General features: G+C 52.4%; 16 protein-coding genes. 9 read left to right on the top strand and 7 right to left on the bottom strand.

Features of this window, described 5'->3' with window-relative positions:
* Nucleotides 1-8: 8 nt before the first annotated feature.
* The 3 genes from rlmN to DG177_RS17360 are packed head-to-tail and all read right to left on the bottom strand — an operon-like array spanning nt 9 to nt 2,497.
* Nucleotides 9-1,283 (bottom strand): 23S rRNA (adenine(2503)-C(2))-methyltransferase RlmN, encoded by a 1,275-nt coding sequence (rlmN, locus tag DG177_RS17370; protein WP_108813053.1) that lies wholly within the window; start codon nt 1,281-1,283, stop codon nt 9-11.
* A gap of 57 nt (nt 1,284-1,340) precedes the next feature.
* Entirely contained in the window at nt 1,341-1,847 is a 507-nt protein-coding gene (locus DG177_RS17365) for a hypothetical protein (RefSeq protein WP_337659001.1), read from the bottom strand.
* Nucleotides 1,844-2,497: a histidine phosphatase family protein gene (locus tag DG177_RS17360; protein ID WP_108812641.1), complete on the bottom strand. Its 654-nt coding sequence runs from the start codon at nt 2,495-2,497 to the stop codon at nt 1,844-1,846. The genes DG177_RS17365 and DG177_RS17360 overlap by 4 nt, the downstream gene beginning before the upstream one ends.
* Before the next feature lie 250 nt (nt 2,498-2,747).
* On the opposite strand from DG177_RS17360, the gene dnaN reads away from it, so the two are divergent.
* The 3 genes from dnaN (at nt 2,748) to DG177_RS17340 (ending at nt 5,989) form a co-directional block, all read left to right on the top strand.
* Nucleotides 2,748-3,863, top strand: coding sequence for a DNA polymerase III subunit beta (dnaN, locus tag DG177_RS17355; protein WP_108812640.1), 1,116 nt, complete (start codon nt 2,748-2,750; stop codon nt 3,861-3,863).
* Nucleotides 3,864-4,405: 542 nt separating this feature from the next.
* The gene (locus DG177_RS17345; RefSeq protein WP_108812638.1) at nt 4,406-4,840 is read left to right on the top strand and encodes a DUF2946 family protein; all 435 of its coding nucleotides are present in this window, start codon (nt 4,406-4,408) and stop codon (nt 4,838-4,840) included.
* Nucleotides 4,841-4,906: 66 nt separating this feature from the next.
* A complete protein-coding gene (locus DG177_RS17340; RefSeq protein ID WP_108812637.1) occupies nt 4,907-5,989 on the top strand; it encodes an alpha-amylase in 1,083 nt (360 codons plus the stop codon).
* A gap of 42 nt (nt 5,990-6,031) precedes the next feature.
* Here the strand turns inward: DG177_RS17340 and DG177_RS17335 are convergent, their stop codons facing one another.
* From DG177_RS17335 to DG177_RS17325, 3 genes are all read right to left on the bottom strand, one after another.
* Complete coding sequence (locus tag DG177_RS17335; protein WP_108812636.1) at nt 6,032-6,424, bottom strand: hypothetical protein; 393 nt, start codon at nt 6,422-6,424, stop codon at nt 6,032-6,034.
* Between the two features lie 3 nt (nt 6,425-6,427).
* Nucleotides 6,428-8,170 (bottom strand): amidohydrolase family protein, encoded by a 1,743-nt coding sequence (locus tag DG177_RS17330; RefSeq protein ID WP_108812635.1) that lies wholly within the window; start codon nt 8,168-8,170, stop codon nt 6,428-6,430.
* A 66-nt stretch (nt 8,171-8,236) separates the two neighbouring features.
* Nucleotides 8,237-8,899: a DUF4328 domain-containing protein gene (locus DG177_RS17325; RefSeq protein WP_108812634.1), complete on the bottom strand. Its 663-nt coding sequence runs from the start codon at nt 8,897-8,899 to the stop codon at nt 8,237-8,239.
* A gap of 114 nt (nt 8,900-9,013) precedes the next feature.
* Here DG177_RS17325 and DG177_RS17320 point away from each other — a divergent pair, with 114 nt between their 5' ends.
* Nucleotides 9,014-9,898, top strand: a complete 885-nt coding sequence (locus tag DG177_RS17320; protein WP_108812633.1) for an alpha/beta fold hydrolase — start codon at nt 9,014-9,016, stop codon at nt 9,896-9,898.
* Here DG177_RS17320 and DG177_RS17315 read toward each other — a convergent pair.
* Nucleotides 9,895-11,202, bottom strand: coding sequence for an FAD-dependent oxidoreductase (locus DG177_RS17315; protein ID WP_108812632.1), 1,308 nt, complete (start codon nt 11,200-11,202; stop codon nt 9,895-9,897). The two genes, DG177_RS17320 and DG177_RS17315, sit on opposite strands and share 4 nt — an antisense overlap.
* 315 nt (nt 11,203-11,517) lie before the next feature.
* On the opposite strand from DG177_RS17315, the gene DG177_RS17310 reads away from it, so the two are divergent.
* The 5 genes from DG177_RS17310 to DG177_RS17290 all read left to right on the top strand — a co-directional run bounded on the left by DG177_RS17310 (nt 11,518) and on the right by DG177_RS17290 (nt 17,477).
* On the top strand, nt 11,518-12,285 hold the full coding sequence (locus tag DG177_RS17310; protein WP_108812631.1) for a CsgG/HfaB family protein: 768 nt from the start codon (nt 11,518-11,520) through the stop codon (nt 12,283-12,285).
* A gap of 79 nt (nt 12,286-12,364) precedes the next feature.
* Complete coding sequence (locus DG177_RS17305; RefSeq protein ID WP_108812630.1) at nt 12,365-13,393, top strand: YVTN family beta-propeller repeat protein; 1,029 nt, start codon at nt 12,365-12,367, stop codon at nt 13,391-13,393.
* A 64-nt stretch (nt 13,394-13,457) separates the two neighbouring features.
* Nucleotides 13,458-15,479 (top strand): GMC family oxidoreductase N-terminal domain-containing protein, encoded by a 2,022-nt coding sequence (locus DG177_RS17300; protein ID WP_108812629.1) that lies wholly within the window; start codon nt 13,458-13,460, stop codon nt 15,477-15,479.
* 98 nt (nt 15,480-15,577) lie between these two features.
* The gene (locus DG177_RS17295) at nt 15,578-16,492 is read left to right on the top strand and encodes an SRPBCC family protein (protein WP_337659000.1); all 915 of its coding nucleotides are present in this window, start codon (nt 15,578-15,580) and stop codon (nt 16,490-16,492) included.
* On the top strand, nt 16,482-17,477 hold the full coding sequence (locus DG177_RS17290) for an acyl-CoA desaturase (protein WP_108812627.1): 996 nt from the start codon (nt 16,482-16,484) through the stop codon (nt 17,475-17,477). Before DG177_RS17295 ends, DG177_RS17290 begins: the two co-directional genes overlap by 11 nt.
* Nucleotides 17,478-17,518: the final 41 nt, after the last annotated feature.

The following is a 17,518-nucleotide window of genomic DNA, read 5'->3' as shown; positions in this document are numbered from 1 at the left end:
CTGGCACATCAGCCGAGTGCGGCCTGTTTTTCTTCGGCCAGACGGTCGAGTTCGGCTCTGCTTTTCTTTTCGCTCGCTGACTTTAACTGACCGCATGCAGCCATTATGTCCCGCCCGCGCGGCGTTCGCACAGGCGCGCTGATACCGGCATCAAAGACAATCTTGGAAAATGCCTTGATCCGCTCCGGCGTCGAACATTCATAGGCAGAACCCGGCCAGGGATTGAACGGGATCAAATTTACCTTGGCTGGCAGATCATATTGGCGCAGTAGATTGACCAATTCGCGTGCATCTTCGTCGCTGTCATTCTTGTCTTTCAGCATCACATATTCAAAGGTGATCCGCCGCGAGTTGCTGGAACCCGGGTAATCCGCGCAGGCCTGGAGCAATTCTTCAATGGAGTATTTGCGGTTGAGCGGCACTATCTCGTCCCGCGTTTCCTTGTTTACCGCATGCAGCGATATTGCCAGATTGACGCTTATCTCTTCGCCAGCGCGTGCAATCATTGGCACCACACCGCTGGTCGACAAAGTAATCCGGCGGCGTGACAGCGCAAGACCGGCGCCATCCATCACAACCTTCATGGCATCGCGGACATTGTCAAAATTATAAAGCGGCTCGCCCATGCCCATCAGAACGATATTGGTCAGCAAGCGGCCATCAGACTTGTAAGCCTGATTATATTCCTTGGTATTTTCCGCCTCTTCATCGTCAGCGAAATCCATAACTCCCTTTGGCCATTCTCCCAGCGCATCGCGCGCCAACATGACCTGCCCGACAATTTCGCCCGGAGTTAGATTACGGACTAACCGCATCGTCCCGGTGTGGCAGAAGCGGCAGTTAAGTGTGCAACCGACTTGCGAGGAAATGCAAAGTGTACCGCGATCTTCATCAGGAATGAAGACCATTTCATAGTCTTGTTTATCCGCAGATCGCAGCAACCATTTGCGTGTTCCATCTTCCGATAAATGGGCTTCGACAATTTCCGGACGTCCGATCACAAAACGCTCTGCCAACCATGGGCGCAGCGTCTTGCTCATATCTGTCATCACCGTAAAATCATCAATTCCGCGATGGTACATCCAGTGAAATAACTGCTTTGAGCGCAGCTTTCCCTGTTTTTCATCCAACCCCGCTTCGATCAGCACGTCCCGAATTTCGGCTACACTCAAACCAATAAGGTCCACGCGCCCGTCTTCACGAGGCGTCACTTTGGCGGGTAACGGGACAGGATCTATATGGCCGGGAATCTGCATGAGGGCGCATATAGGGCCGCAATGCATGAAATACCAGCGATCAGATGGATAACCCTTCACCGGTCCGACGATCAAACAGTTACATCAACCCCTTGGTTGCAGACGCGAACAGCCCAATGAAGCCGCATCAATTGCGGTTGCCGCACCGCGCAACAGATAAGCATCAACAATCGGTTTGCCATCACGCCCCGTGCTCTCAATGGTCATGCTGTTGGCGGAGCGTAAAGCCGCAATTATTGCGGCATCCATGCGTCTATCCTGCGACCAGCCATCCGACCGGTTGGCCGTCAGTTGGAACCGACGACCACCTATACCGACCATGACACGACTATTGGTAGAGCGATCGCGGCTGAGACGAACATGAAATTGCGCGCGAACATTGCGCTTGGGCCAGAAACCGACTGAGGCGTAAGACTTGCGCTCAGCCTTTCCCCTTATGTCCTCTGACTCGGCAATTGCGTAACAACGCGGAACGGCCGGATCGCGAAAGGCGCCCCAGCTGTTGAAAACGCCGAGCGAGTCCTTGGCCGCAATTGGTGTGGACATTGCTGCTAGGCAGATGGCGGCCAGAGCCACAGCGGCAATTCTCATGCCTTTTCACCCTCTCCTGCACCCAGATGGACAATTGTCTCCGCGCCATCGACAATTTGAACCATCGAACCTTGTGGTAGGCTTTCAGCCATAGGCGCATCAATGAGTTCCAGCGACGGTTGCCCGGTCAACAAACCCCGCAACACCCGGCTGGTCATCCCGTGACTGATTAAAAGCATGTCACGGTCAAATACTTGGTCGGCAAACCAAGTCTTCAATCGGTTCACAATGTCGCGATATGTTTCTCCGCCCGGCGCTTGGGTGAGAAATAATCCCTGGTCGTAATCAACTTTCAGCTGACCGTTGAGCTTGCCGTAATAAATGCCTTCCCATTCTCCCATATTGATTTCCCGAAGACGGGAATCAGGAGTGGTGTTGTGCCAATCCAACTCAATATGTTCACAAACGATAGATAAGGTTTGCAATGCTCGGCCTGTGTCTGAAGCAACGAGATCAAGGTCGCAGAAACCGCCCAAATAGAGCGCCAACGCACGGCCCATTTCATCAGCTTGAGCGAAACCACGCTGTGTCAAAGGGGTATGCGCATCATTCCCCTGAATACGGCCAGCCAGATTGAAAATCGTCTCGCCATGACGGGCAATGAACAAGCGCTTTCCGTTTGTGCTGAAATTGCCACTTAAATTGCTCATAACTATAGCCTAATTCGCTTTTACATAACGTCGCTGGTCATTATCTTTAGCGGGTTTAGCCGCATTGTGTGTTTTTTCCACAGATTTTCACCGCAATATCTTTGTCACCCCCTGTATCAGGCTTGCCCTATTGGTTGATATTGTTAATGAAGCGATGACTATCTGTGATCTGGACGGAGTCTTTTGCTGTGTCCAGGACAGCCATTAGGGCGAAATACTCTGCCCAGGGACAGGAAATGAAGGACGGTTTATGAAAGCGACAATTGAACGCGCAGCACTGCTGAAAAGTCTGGGCCACGTCCAGTCGGTGGTTGAGCGGCGCAATACGATCCCCATTCTGTCCAATGTATTGATCGAAGCCAGCGATGGTGGCGGCATTAAATTAATGGCCACTGACCTAGACTTGCAAGTCGTTGAGACTGTCGAAGCACAGGTGGAAACCGCAGGCTCAATAACCGTATCGGCTCATACGCTATTCGATATTGCCCGCAAATTGCCAGATGGATCCCAGGTACAACTGGACGCTGCCGATGGCAAAATGAAGGTCAATGCAGGCCGGGCACGATTTAATCTGCAAACCTTGCCTCGTGATGATTTCCCAATCATCGCCGAGGGTGATCTGCCTACAAGTTTCGAGCTGCCCGCGGCTTCCTTGGTACAGATTATCGATAAAACGAAATTCGCGATCTCCACAGAAGAAACACGCTATTATCTGAACGGCATTTTTCTGCATGTTCAGGATGAAGAGACGCCGGTTTTGAAAGCAGCTGCCACTGACGGCCATCGTCTGGCCCGTGTCACCCTGCCCCGTCCGGCTGGAGCGGAAGGCATGCCGGACGTTATTGTCCCGCGCAAATGCGTCAATGAACTGCGCAAGCTGCTTGACGAAAATGGCGAAGCATCCGTTCAGATTGACCTGTCTGCGAGCAAAATTCGTTTCACTCTCGGCACTGCGATCCTGACAAGCAAGCTGATTGACGGTACATTCCCGGATTACACACGCGTCATTCCGACCGGAAATGACAAGATTCTGAAAATTGATCCAAAGAGCTTTGCTCAAGGCGTCGACCGTGTCTCGACCATTGCCACCGAAAAGACCCGTGCAGTCAAAATGGCCTTGGGCGATGATAAGATCACGCTGTCCGTTACTTCACCAGAAAACGGCACTGCGGCCGAAGAAGTCCCGGGGGCTTACAAGGAAGACAGCTTTGAAATTGGCTTTAACTCGCGGTACCTCTTGGACATTCTGAGCGAAATTGAAGGCGACAATGTCGAGCTTCACCTCGCTGATGCCAGTGCGCCAACATTGATCCGTGAGGATGACAAGTCACCGGCACTTTATGTGCTGATGCCGATGCGGGTGTAACAAGGTCGCTTCATCCGACACCGAACCCTTTGTACTCGTGGGTTTCCCGATAGACGAAACCACGATCTTGGCTCTATTCCCAGTCATATTTCTGGGTATGTGGTTGCTTGTCGTTACTTTGCTCGGGCGCATGTCCGGATGGAATAAGCTGCAGAACCGATTCCCAGACAGACCTGACGAAACCTTGATGATCATGCGCGCCCAATCCGGTGCTATGGGCGGAATATCGTCAGCAAAAGTCAATTTCTCTGGCTGTTTACGCCTTGACGTCTGTCGAACGGGCCTGCGTGTATCAATGTGGAAAATCTTCGGTCCATTCCAGCGCCCTTTTTTTGTGCCCTGGGGCCAAATCCATGTTTCCGAAACATCGATCTTCAAATTCAAACGCCAGCGCCTTGGTTTTGGAACACCCGAAAGCGGTTTTCTGATCATTGCCGATAGAACCGCTAAGATGATCGCAACACAGAGCCCAATAAAACTGCTTTGATCGACATTCCTTACTGGCCAATGCCGGTTAGCATTACTATAGATCCGCCGAAGCGATGAATATAGCCGCACCCCCACAAAAGCCATTGCGAGGCAAACTGCTGTCCATCACCCTGGCTGTGTTTGCGCTGTTGCTTTCCGCTCTTGCTCCACAGGGCTTTATGCCAAGTCAAACCGCAGATGGTTTCTCCATCGAATTGTGTTCTGGTCATGGCATCAGCAAGCTAGCCATTACGCCGGACCATCCTGACTATGCGATGCTAGCGATGGTTTATGGCGGTCCAGATCAACCAGAATCACCAAATTCCGAGACTGGAAGCTCTGTCTGTGGTTATGCGGCATCTTCCGGGGCCAGTCTGATTTCAACGCCCCCCACGATCGCGATCAATGATCAGGTCATGGCCCCGCATGTACCAGAAGTTCAGCGCCATTTTGCTGTCCGCAACCGGATCAACATTCCGCCAGCAACTGGTCCGCCTGTCACCGCCTGATCTCAATTATCGGCCTATTCTGAACCCTTTCAGCGGCCAAACATCAGACAATTACAGGAAAATACCATGAAATACTCGCTTTGCGCAGGGGGGCTTGTTGCCGCCTGCCTTTCCACACCCACGCTTGCCCATGATGTCAGGGCCGATGATCACGCCCCGATAGGTGTGATGGCCGACCATGCTCATAAGAAGGGCGAGGTTATGTTCTCGGTCCGCCATATGCATATGGAGATGAGCGGCAATCAGATCGGGACCGACAGCGTCTCTCCCGAAGACATTGTAAGCACCATCCCCAATCATTTTTTCGGTGCCCCGGGCCAACCACCAACATTACGTATTGTGCCAACCGCCATGCGCACTGATATGACAATGGTGGGTGCAATGTATGCGCCAACCGATTGGGTCACATTGATTGCCATGGGCAGCTATGTCGAAAAGGAAATGGAGCATATAACTTTTGCCGGAGGCGCTGGTACCAATGTGCAGGGCAATTTCACAACCAATCCGAAGGGATTCGGTGATATCACCCTTGGTGGTATATTTCCGATTTTGGGTGTTTCGGATCGCAAAGGCGATGCGCAGCGGGAGCTTAATGTCCGAGCTGCCGTTTCCATTCCGACCGGATCGACAACAAAGACCGCTCAAATCCTCACCCCGATGGGTGGCGAGCCAACCGTCCGCGTGCCCTATATGATGCAAATCGGGTCGGGCACTTGGGACCTCGAACCGTCCGTTACCTACAAAAGCTGGCACGGATCGGTAGGTCTTGGTTCGCAATATAATGCGACAATCCGCACGGGCACTAACGATCAAGGTTACCGCTTTGGCGATGTGCACGAGCTGACCACCTGGATCAGCTATCGCCCGGCGCAATGGATTAGCTTGTCAGGCCGTATCAAGGGTCGAGCCACCAGTCGGGTGCAGGGAATTGATCCGATGATCATGGGACCTGTCCAAACCGCCAATCCCGATTTTCAGGGCGGCGAACGGGTCGATCTGATCGGCGGTATCAATCTTGTCGGCACGCACGGGCCATTGGCGGGTCATCGTCTGGGTATCGAAGTTGGAGCTCCGGTATATCAGGATCTCAATGGCCCTCAAATGACAGGCGACTGGATGTTTACCATCGGCTGGCAAAAGTCATTTTAGACACTTGAACGGGGTGCTCCGCAATTGATGCGGGGTACCCCGTCAACCGTTTCTCCAAACCCCTGAAAACCAGAACAGAATTGGATAGCTAACTATAATCGCAATGAATGTGGCTGAAATTCCCCATGGAACCTGATCGGATTCACCAGCTGCGATCAATGGCAGTACAAAGACAAGCAGCCAGATACTTTTGTAGAATATCTGAATCAATATGACAGGCGCGAATACACGTGGCGCAAACATACCTATTGCCGATCCGACCAATATTGCCAGCCACAGACTCCCGACCAATATTCGAAGACCAGCGGACTCTTCAACCTTGCCGTCAAACACACTGGTCACACCGCTGCCGAAAAACATACTCCAGCAGATCGGCGCCAAAATCAGGATATTGGCGATGTAAGCGAGTCTGAGCAGACCGGCATCGGCAAACACTGGTTACTCTGCCGCCTCCAGCATTTCGGCATTTTGCGGGCCACGGATCAGGCCGCCCGGACGCTTGTCCGTGACAACGCCACCTTTAAAGGTCACTTGCCCTGACTTGATCGTATAGTCATAGCCGTCAGCCTTTTGCAGCAAACGCTTGCCGCCCGCGGGCAGATCAAATGCTAGCCACGGCTTACCCAGCTTAATCCGGTCCATATCGATCACATTAACGTCGGCAAGATATCCGGGCTTCAAAACTCCGCGGTCATGCAGACCATAGAGGCGGGCCGTATCCAGACACTGCCGCTTGATCGCATTCTCGATCGTGATTGTACCGCGCTCACGGTTTTTGACCCAATGCTCCAACATGAAAGTCGGGCTTGCAGCGTCACAGATTGTACCACAGTGCGCGCCACCATCGGACAGGCTGTTTACCGTGTCATCAGCATGTTGCAGCGCGTGGAGAAAGTCCAGATTGCCATCAATATAGTTTAGAATAGGCAGATAGATCAGTCCCTTGCCGTCATCAGACATTAGCAGCTCATAGGCATATTCTGCTGGCGTTACGCCTGCGGCATTGGCGCGTGCATTGATGCTTTCCTCGGCGGTCGGTTCGTAGTTGAAACCATCATCCATTTGATAGTGCATCGCCCAACCATCGGTGACGATGAACTGCACGGGCGCCATATCGACATTCTCCGCCGGCAGGCTCGCTTCAGAGATCAATTTCGCCTTGAACTCGGGATCACTGAGCCGGGTATATTTTTCTTCCCACGGCAGGTCTGCAATCGCTTCCCAACTTGGCTTGCGGACAAACGGATGAACTGTACCCTGCCAAGCCATGATGATACCATTTCCGCGTAATGCGATCTGTGCCACAATATTTGCGCCATTGTCATTTTCAGCGCGCATGTTGGAGATTTGCTCTTCCAGGGGTTGATCTTTGGCGATCGATTGCAGTGCCGCGAAAGTCACTGGCAGGCCGGTCTCCCTGCTTAAATCACCCATCCAGCCAAATTCATCCCACTCCCGATTAAGATCGGAAGCCATCTCGAACACACCATAGCCAACCCGGCCCATGGCGCGGCCAATTCCGATCAGCTCTTCTTTGGTTGCGGTAGTTCCTGGAACCAGCTCCCCGTCAACCGAGCGATGCAGTACGGTGCGCGAGGTTGAAAAGCCCAAAGCACCGGCTCGCAGACCGTCTTCCACGATTTTCGACATCTGCTCCACGTCATCATCGGTGGGAACCGCACCTGGCTTTTCCCGGTCGCCCAGAACATAGGCTCGAATAGCGCCATGCGGAACGTGGGTGGCAACATCAATGGTGCGTGGAAGCTCTTCCAGTGCATCCATATATTCAGGGAAAGTTTCCCAGTTCCAGGTCATCCCTTCGGCAAGGGCCGTACCGGGAATATCCTCTACGCCTTCCATTAGACCGATGAGCCAATCATGCTTGTCTGGCTTGGCCGGAGCAAAACCAACGCCGCAATTACCCATGACGACGGTGGTCACACCATGCCAGCTTGACGGCGCCATTTCGTCGTCCCAAGTTGCTTGCCCGTCATAATGGGTGTGCACATCCACAAAGCCGGGAGAGACAATCTTGCCGGTCGCATCAATTTCTTCACGCCCTTCGGCAGTCACGGTTCCGACCAGGGAAACCCGATCCCCGTCAATAGCGATATCCGCTGTAAATGGCGCACAGCCTGTCCCATCGACCACCGTGCCACCACGAATCACAAGATCATGCATCGAGTCTCTCCTGAATATTTTCTAGACGAATAGCAGATTTAACTGGATGGTTAAAGTGGCGACATATTACGCGAATTGCTCCTCCCAAAATCTTGCTTTCAGATGCTCCTGTTGCGCACCTGTAATGTCTTTCACCAGCTTGATGACCACTGGGTATAGAACAAAGGAGGCAATTGAACTGACTGCACCAACCTGGGTCGCCATCAACAACGTTTCGAGCGTTTCCGCTCTCAAGGTCAGGCGCGTGGAAATATTGCCCGCAATGCTCGTAACTAGCCAAGCGGTCCACCACATGGTCAATTGGCTATTTCCATCATCCAGATGAACGTTGGCGCCGTAGCTGGCATTTCGAATTTGCCGCATGACTTGAAAAGGTTTTACGAGATTTGCAAAAGGCACGAAATACCAGCCTACCGACCAGCCCGGTGTATATTCAAATCCATCCACGTCGGAAGCGATGACATTGGCAGCGGCTTGATAAATCCAGATACTAAAAAAGATGACTGTTATAAAAAAGACAGCCGAATGTCCCAATGCAATAGCACTGTAAAGCAATGCCATTGGGGCCTCGATATCGACAACATTGTCGATACTCCAAATGCCTAGTATTTCAGCGACTTCAAAGAGAAAAAATGCGACGGTCAAAGCAAGACCTATCACTAGTAAAATAGTCAATATTTTTGCCCGGCCAATTAATTTCTGAAATCCGGCTTCGCCTGCATTGTCCATCTATTTCCCCCTTAAAATTATATTGTCGCTATCTCATCTATTCATGCAATAACAAGCAATAGATAATTTGATTTGCAGTTGGATCAGAAGTTTAATCAACGAGGTTGCTAGGACTTGGAATTTTCATGGAATCCTCATCCCGATAGTGGAATCACAGTCCAATGGATTGAAACCAACGGTCAGACCTTTGAGGTCGCCCAAGCGGGTGAAGGTAAAAAACTTGCACTCTGCCTGCACGGCTTTCCAGAACTGCATTATAGTTGGCGTTTTCAAATTCCTCTGCTGGTAGAGCAAGGTTATCGTGTGTGGGCACCAAATATGCGTGGCTATGGTGGATCGAGCAAACCGACAACGGTACGTGATTATGCACTGGATCATCTTTGCGCTGACGTCGCCGCGCTCATCGATGCAAGTGGCGCAGAAGAGGTCACGCTGATTGCGCACGATTGGGGAGCGATTGTTGCATGGGCTTTCGCGATCCAGAAAATCCGGCCTTTGAAACGCCTTGTGATCATGAACGTTCCGCATCCAATGGTTGGACAACGCGAGATACGCCATTGGCGTCAGTTGAAACGCAGCTGGTATATCTTCTTTTTCCAGATCCCGTGGCTTCCTGAGTTCCTGATGTCTCGCGGCCAAGGCGAACCGATAAAACGTGCTTTCAGCAATATGGCCTGCGATCAGAGTAATTTTTCAGACCACGTGCTGGAACACTACGCCAAAGCGGCGACGCGGCCAGGATCAATGAGAGCAATGGTCAATTATTACCGAGCCCTGCTGCGGCACCGTAATGTCATCAATGTCGAGAACAAACCAATCACCATTCCCACCCTGATGATCTGGGGAGAAGAAGACAGCGCACTCAATATAAAATGTGCGGAAGGCACCGAGCAATGGGTCGAAAATTTTACTCTTCATCGCCTTCCGGGAGTGTCGCATTGGGTGCAACAGGAAGCCCCGGAAAAAGTGAATGCAATTTTGCGAGACTGGTTGGACTAGCTTTCCCGCGCAGCGATCATATCGGCAATATCCGTAAATTTCTCTCGCGGTGCACCATCGCGAGCGTTCGCGATTTCAGCTTCTTCGATCTTCTTCCAGTCCCGAAAGGTTACCGCTTCCACTCTGCGGCGTTCGAACAGGCGATCAAGACCTTTGCGGCCCTCCTTGTTATCCCCTGCCCCGATATCTTCCGCGACCGCTTCAATGATTGCAAAGCCGTCCGGCTTGTTGGTGCCAATCGTGCCCGTGGGTCCACGTCTGGCCCAGCCCACGCAATAGAGACCTGGTAAAATTCGACCATCTACATTCGCAAATCGACCCCGGCCATGTTCATAGGGGACCCCTTCTATTGGCGGTGTGCGATAACCGATGCAGCTAATCACCATTGAGCAGTCCAACTCATAGCGCTCGCCGGTTCCTTGCGAGCGCAAGTCCGCATCCAGTTCGGTTTTTTCGATGATTAGTTTTTCAACTTTGCCATCTCCTTCAATGGCAACCGGCATGGCAAAAAAATCAAAATCAATCGTGACGGGTTTGTCGCGCAATTCCCCGGCACGGGTAAAAAAGCTTCGCAGATGGGTCACCGATTTACGCATTCCGGGCTCCAGCATCGCATCTGCACCCTCATCTGGGAAATCCAGCGTGTCGATGACCGGACGCGCCCGTTCAAGATGACCAAGCTCTCCCAACTCTTTGGGTGTCATCGCAATTTGATGGGGGCCACGGCGGCCGAGTAAAGTGATTTTCTCAACATTGCTGCTGGTAAGCTGGTCCAATGCATGGCCCACAATGTCGCTGCCAGCAAATTCGGCTTCGGTCTTCGCTAAAATACGGGCGACATCCAGCGCAACATTGCCATTGCCAATGACCGCCACTGATTTGCCATCCAACGGTGGATCAAGATCCTTGTAGTCAGGATGACCGTTATACCATCCGACAAAGGCCGCACTGCCAACCACGCCTGGTAAATCGCTGCCTTCAATCTCCAGTGGCCGGTCATTCGGCGCGCCTGTCGCCAATATCACTGCATCATAAAAATCTTGCAATTCCTCAATGCTGACATCGTCACCAACACTGACATTACCAATGAAATGGACGTTATCGCCCAGAGCGGTTTTCTCGTAACGCCGTGAGACAGCTTTGATAGACTGATGATCGGGAGCAACGCCGGTACGGATCAAGCCAAATGGAACAGGCAGCCGATCAATGATATCGACGGTAACCTCATCGCCATATCTTTTCTGCGCCGCCTCAGCCGAATAATAGCCCGCAGGCCCCGACCCGATGATCGCGATATGCCGCATGCATTTTCCTCCCAGACTCAAGGTCCATTATCTTTCCGTGCATGCTAACGGCATAATTATAAAAGGAAAGAGTTACGACTTATTCCTAACTTATTTGTTGGCAGACAGGTCAAAAATGGTCATGTCTAAAACGTGCTATAGATCACAACAACAGGAGCGTAATAGGGTTAGTATGTCTTCCAGAGCTCAGAATCGTGCGATGAGAATTAGATCATCTTGCACATACTGAGGTCAGCAATGTTTCGCCGTGCTGCATCAAACTCAACGATTCAGTTTCACAGCACCGGCAGGGTATCTTCAATCGGAGGGAATAAAATGTTGAAAAAAATAGTCACCGCAATAGCTGTTTCATCGATCGCTCTTTCAGGAGGCGCAGCGCATGCCGCTGGCAAGTCCAAAGGCCAAAAAGCACAAGAACGAGGGGTCGCAGAGATCCCGGTCTGTTATAAAAAACTGGGTACCATTGCCATTGTCGAGCCAGAAGACCGCTGGTGGATAAATTACAAGCTGGGTTCACCGGAAGCATTGATCAAGACTTTCGTCGCTCGCTCCGGCTGTTTTGGTTTGGTTGATCGTGGTCGGGGCCTTGCCAGCAGAGCCGTTGAACGCGCGCTCGCTGATTCCGGAGAGCTGCAGCGTGGTTCGAACATTGGCAAACGCCAGGTTAAGGCCGCCGACTATGTGATCGTACCCGATATTATCTCTGCCAATGCCAGGTCCGGTGGCGGTGGTGTTGGCGGTGCTGTTCTAGGCGGACTGGGGCGACGAGCCTTCGGTGGCCTGTTCGGCGGGGTCAAGATTAACAAGAAAGAAGCAAACGTGACGCTCTCGCTGGTCAATGTGCGTACAACCGAAATGGAACGCATTACCGAAGGCTATTCTCGCAAATCTGATCTCAAATTTGGCGGCGGAGGTGGAGGCTTCTTTGGCGGCGCTCTCGCTGGAGCAGCTGGTGGCGGCTATACCGATACACAGATTGGCCGCGTGATGGCGCTCGCTTATCTTGATGCATACACGAAAATGGTGTCGCAACTTGGTGGTCTTCCAGAAGATCCCAGCGCGGCTGCACCAGAAGCTGAATAGGTTCCCTGTAGCGAACAGAATATATTATCCCCGGTTCGGCACAAAGCCTTGCCGGGGATTTTTTTAGGAGAGGTTTCAAATGAATAGATTGGCAATTGCCCTGGCAGCAGCAACGCTGTTCACCGCCTGCTCCGTTTCTGCAGAAGACCAGCCTGTTGATCGTTCGGCAACGGCCGGCATATTGCTGGTGGGAAACAAGGGAGAGGACACGTTAAGCTTCATTGACCTCGCCACTGGCCGTGAAATTGCTCGCCGCAATACCGGCAAAAATCCACATGAAGTTGCAATATCACCGGATGGCAGGTTGGCCGCGATTGTTTCCTATGGCGCCGAGCATATCGATATTTTTGACATCGCAGCGCACGATCTGATCGAAACAATTGCGCTGACCCCCGGAAAAAGCCCCCACGGTATTGTCTGGCTGGACGACGGCCGCATCATCGCCTCTACAGAAGGCAGCGATAGTATAACTATTGTGTCTCCTCCATCCGGCGCAGAACAAAAACGCGAAATCAATCAAATTCCAACCGGTCAAAAAGGCAGTCATATGGTTGTGGTGACGCCGAATAAAAGTCGGGCTTTTGTAAGCAACATGCAGTCCGGAACAATCACTGTGATTGATCTTGCGGAGAACACCAAAATCAAAGACTTGCCCGCAGGCACGGAACCGGAAGGCCTTGCGATCACACCGGATGGAAAAACAGTCTGGGTTGCCGATCGTCGCGGCGATCTTTTGCGGATATTCGATGCTGTCAGTCTTGAAGAACTGACCACGATCAAGACCGGTAAATTCCCGATCCGTGTTGCCATTAGTCCGGATGGCAAAACCGCCGTAACCTCCAATCTGGGCGACGGCGCGCTTGGTTTATATGATGTGGAAACACGGCAACCCAAAGGCACAATAAAAGTCAGCGGCACGCAACAGGCGGCGCAAGTCACCATCCTTTATTCATCCGACGGTACGCGGCTTTATGCCGCTGAGACGGGCCTGAATCGGATCGCTGAAATTGACATGATCAAGGGTGAATTGATCGGCCGGCTGGCCGGTGGAACCAATGGCGACGGATTGGGTATCGCCAACGCTTTGAAAGCAAACAAAACCGATTAGGGCAATAGCCCGTTGATATATTGATGGAGTTATTTTTCTAGGGTCGCGCTTTAGGAAGATAAAAATGCAGAAACCGTTTAATCCCCTGCAAGCGCGCATGCTTAAAGCGCTTACGCAAACGTTATTTCACGATACGCCAATGGCAATTTCACCGTCCCAGGTGGTTGAGAATCTACAAGAGCATTTCTCTAACATCGATGGTGACAAACCAAAGGAAATCGGGCTGGCGCTCTATGGATTGTTCCTCATCCTTGGAGGCCCTTTCTTCCTTCTAGCACCCCCAAAAATGCGTCAATCGTTGATCCGCCGTCGTCTGCAGAACAGCCGGGTGGACCTGTTTCAGGATATCGCCCGCACCAGGGGCGTGATCCTCGCTGGATATTACGGCCACTGGGAACGCGGCGATGAAGAATTGAATTTCGACAATCCGATTTACCAGCGACTAAAATATGAGTTGCCGGGCCAGCGGGACCGTTCCGCCCCTGGTGAGCTGCCGGTCAGGCGTGAACCCAGACGCGACCTAAAAGCCGAAGTGTTTGTCGGACATGATGCCGTTCCTGAAGAAGTGGATGTCCTCGTCATAGGATCTGGCGCAGGCGGTGCGGTAGCTGCCGCTTCAGTGACTGATGAAGGGCACGAAGTGCTCATCGTCGAAGCGGGCCATAACTACCCCTCTTCCCGCATCACGCATGAAGAAGCCCGAATGACGGCGCGTCTGTTCAAGGATGGTGCGTTGCAAACGACCAAAGATCGCGATGTTATCGTCTTTCAGGGACGCGTGGTTGGAGGTTCGACCGTTATCAACAACGGCATTTGTCTGCGCATGAAACATGCTGGCCTCGTCCATCCCCAGGCTGAGGATGTATACAAGACCTGGGATGCTCTGGGCGCGCCAGTAAGCGAAGCGGAACTCACAATAAGCTATGAGGCGGTTGAGAACGCACTGGAGGTTTCCGAAATATCAGCAATATCAGGACGAAATAACGGCCCCCACCTGCTCGACGGCTGGAACAAATATGCAGCGCAATCCAACGACCCGATGGACAAGCAGGCCATTGCAGCATGGTTTCAGAAAAATTATGGTCCCAAAACACCGGATAGCGAATGTGTCTATTGCGGCTATTGCAACACCGGTTGTCCCTATGGCCGCAAGAAAGCAATGCCGGAGAGTTTCCTTACCCATGCCACCAGTACAGATCGTATTAAGCCCGCGCGGATATTGGACGGCGCTGAAGCAAACGAAATTGTTTGGAAGGATGGCGCGCAGAATACGCGCGTTGCCGAAGCGGTCAAGGTCACGCTCCGCGATGGCCGCAAACGCACTATAAGGGCGCGCAAAGGTGTAGTCGTGGCGGCCGGAGCATTGGCGTCCAGCAATTTGCTGATCAACAGCGGGATCGAAAAGTCCGGCGATGAAATATCTCTCAACATTGCCTGCCCAGTCGTCGCTTTGATGCCTGAAGGGCAAGAGATGAATGTCTGGAACGAGGACCAGATGGCAACCTATGTTGACCGCGGAGACTATCTGATCGAAAGCCATTTTCAGCCCCCGATGAGTATGGCAACCCTCGTTCCCGGATGGTTCGATGAACATTTCCGACGCATGCTCAATTACAACCGACTGGTTTCTGCCGGCGTGTTATTTCCGGCCGACCGTCTCGGAAAGATGGAGGATGGTAAGCTCAAATTGAAAGTAGGTGAACCGGAGCTCGCGCTGCTTCGCCGTGCATTGGCGACAATGACCAAGGTTCATTTTCTCAATGGTGCCATCGAAGTTTACCCCGCCCTTCTGAAAGGACAAACCTTGCGCAGGGGCATGAGCGATAGCGAAATTGACAATTTCTATCGGGACGCCATCATCGAACCGGACGATGTGGTGTTGTCCAGTTCCCATCCCCATGGCGGCAATGCGATCAATGTCGATCCGGCCAAGGGCGTGGTTGACCTTGACCAGCGCGTTCACGGTACGAGCAATGTCTATGTCACCGACGCCAGCGTGATGCCCAGTTGCATTCGCGTCAATGCACAGCTCACGACGATGGCAATGGCCCACCGGGCTATGGCCGGAAAAAACCGCTTTGGATAAGCAGACGCAAAGATAATCCAGGCAAGACTATGATTGTCTTGCCATGATAACCATCGTGCGGCAAACCAAAGCTGATGGGCATATCTTGGAAATATTTGTTGCTGATAGTTGGTGTATCAACACTGACGATCCGCACCCTGCTGGATAGTGAATTCGGCAAGGGAACGCTGCTCTATATTGCTATTCCATTTGTCATTTCTCTCGCTTTGGCCTTTTTCACCAAAGTCAGCGAAGGCACGACTATCTGGAAGCAGTATCTCAATCATATGCGCCTTGTCACAATCATATTTCTGGCGACATCGGTGATCTTGTTTGAAGGCTTTATCTGCATGTTGATGTTCATGCCGATCTACTATCTTGTCGTGTCCCTGACTTTTCTGTTCCGCTGGCTGTCGCGGGACAAATCGGATGACTCGCTGAATAATATTTTCAAAGTCTCGGCCTTCCCGGTGTTGATCCTTCTGTTGGTCAGCGAAGGCATGATCCCGGCAACCACGGTGGAGCGCACCAGCACCGCGACTTTTGTGGCGGAAAGCCCGCTCAGTGTCGCAGAGCTGCAAGCCAATATGGCAGCGCCGATCACCTTTTCCAGCGACCGGCACTGGTTTTTGCGCCTCTTCCCGCTGCCTGACAGCGTTCAGGCGGGCAGTCTGGGCGAAGGCGACGTCCATCACATGAACTTCACCTATAAACGGTGGATATGGACCAACACCCACAAAGGCCAGATGGATGTGACCATCACCAAAGTCACGCCCGCACATATCCAGACCAAAATCACCCGCAATGACAGTTATCTAGATAGCTATATGGAAATTGACGGCACTGACGTCCGTTTCACACCGCTGGCGGATGGCGGTACCCGGGTTGCCCTCACGGTTCGCTACGAACGCCTGCTCGACCCCGCCTGGTATTTCGGGCCAATGCAGAATCTCGCGGCGAAACAAAGCGCCAAGCAATTTCTGCGCGACATAATTTTCCGTCATCCGGTTCAGGAGGTGCAGCATGGGACGTGATCTCCAGAGCGGCAGCGCCGCCTTCAAAGTCAACAGCCTTACCGATCTGGATCAGGCCAGCCCCGATGAAGGGGAAGTCCAGTGGGATGCCGGTCGCTCCATCTGGAATATGGGCTTTCTTTTCGGCGCCCTGATCCTCGGCCCGCTTTATTTCACCTGGGGCGCTTTTGCCGCTTTTCTCGGGCTATCGGCCATTACATTATGTGCAGGACATTCGGTCGGCTTTCACCGCCGCCTCATTCACCGCAGTTTTGAATGTCCCAAATGGCTGGAACGCACATTGGTCTATTTCGGCACGCTGGTCGGCATGGGTGGTCCGATCTGGACCATTGGACTGCATGACAGTCGCGACTGGGCGCAGAGAGAGGAAAAATGCCACTGGTTTCTCCGCCATGGCAAGCCGCTTTGGACGGAAGGCTTCTATTATCTCAACTTCAAGCTGAAGCTGAAAAATCCGCCTGGCTTTGATCCGGGACCGGAAATCGCCAATGATCCGTTTTACCAGTTCCTGCAAAAAACCTGGATGCTGCATCAAATTCCGGTCGCGCTGATACTCTTTGCAATTGGTGGACTACCATGGGTGATATGGGGTGTGGTCGTGCGGGTGGCGGCCTGCACCACGATGCACTGGTTCATTTCCTATTTTGCCCATAGCCGCGGACCGCAGGACTGGCATCTTGATGACGCGGCATTGCAGGCGCATAATGTCCCTGCCCTTGCCATTCCAACCATGGGAGAAAGCTGGCATTGCAACCACCATGCGTTTCCCAGTTCGGCCTGCCATGGCCTTTATCCCGGGCAGATTGATCTGGGCTACCAGTTTATATTGTTGCTTGAGAAAATGGGTCTGGCCTGGGATATCAAGCTACCGTCCAACCTACCGCCACGCCCCGGTATTTCGCCGGTTAGCGAGCGGGCGCTCTCCATAGCAGCGAAGGGCCAGGAAAAATTATCCAAGCCCTTCGTTTCTCAAGATAGCCAATAAACAATTCGATAAATCGGTTTCCCGATCTATTTGAGCCGTGG

Source organism: Sphingorhabdus sp. Alg231-15 (assembly GCF_900149705.1).
In the GTDB taxonomy this organism is placed as follows: domain Bacteria; phylum Pseudomonadota; class Alphaproteobacteria; order Sphingomonadales; family Sphingomonadaceae; genus Parasphingorhabdus.
Note: the sequence above shows the minus strand (reverse complement) of the source record. Positions and strands in the feature narration are given on the sequence as shown.

What these genes read in the sequence shown, in the direction of transcription:
- dnaN (WP_108812640.1), top strand. Translation starts at nt 2,748, where the DNA reads ATGAAAGCGACAATTGAACGCGCAGCACTGCTGAAAAGTCTGGGCCAC.
- DG177_RS17330 (WP_108812635.1), bottom strand. Translation starts at nt 8,170, where the DNA reads ATGCATGATCTTGTGATTCGTGGTGGCACGGTGGTCGATGGGACAGGC.
- DG177_RS17325 (WP_108812634.1), bottom strand. Translation starts at nt 8,899, where the DNA reads ATGGACAATGCAGGCGAAGCCGGATTTCAGAAATTAATTGGCCGGGCA.
- DG177_RS17340 (WP_108812637.1), top strand. Translation starts at nt 4,907, where the DNA reads ATGAAATACTCGCTTTGCGCAGGGGGGCTTGTTGCCGCCTGCCTTTCC.
- DG177_RS17345 (WP_108812638.1), top strand. Translation starts at nt 4,406, where the DNA reads ATGAATATAGCCGCACCCCCACAAAAGCCATTGCGAGGCAAACTGCTG.
- DG177_RS17290 (WP_108812627.1), top strand. Translation starts at nt 16,482, where the DNA reads ATGGGACGTGATCTCCAGAGCGGCAGCGCCGCCTTCAAAGTCAACAGC.
- rlmN (WP_108813053.1), bottom strand. Translation starts at nt 1,283, where the DNA reads ATGCATTGCGGCCCTATATGCGCCCTCATGCAGATTCCCGGCCATATA.
- DG177_RS17300 (WP_108812629.1), top strand. Translation starts at nt 13,458, where the DNA reads ATGCAGAAACCGTTTAATCCCCTGCAAGCGCGCATGCTTAAAGCGCTT.
- DG177_RS17305 (WP_108812630.1), top strand. Translation starts at nt 12,365, where the DNA reads ATGAATAGATTGGCAATTGCCCTGGCAGCAGCAACGCTGTTCACCGCC.
- DG177_RS17360 (WP_108812641.1), bottom strand. Translation starts at nt 2,497, where the DNA reads ATGAGCAATTTAAGTGGCAATTTCAGCACAAACGGAAAGCGCTTGTTC.
- DG177_RS17315 (WP_108812632.1), bottom strand. Translation starts at nt 11,202, where the DNA reads ATGCGGCATATCGCGATCATCGGGTCGGGGCCTGCGGGCTATTATTCG.
- DG177_RS17365 (WP_337659001.1), bottom strand. Translation starts at nt 1,847, where the DNA reads ATGAGAATTGCCGCTGTGGCTCTGGCCGCCATCTGCCTAGCAGCAATG.
- DG177_RS17310 (WP_108812631.1), top strand. Translation starts at nt 11,518, where the DNA reads ATGTTGAAAAAAATAGTCACCGCAATAGCTGTTTCATCGATCGCTCTT.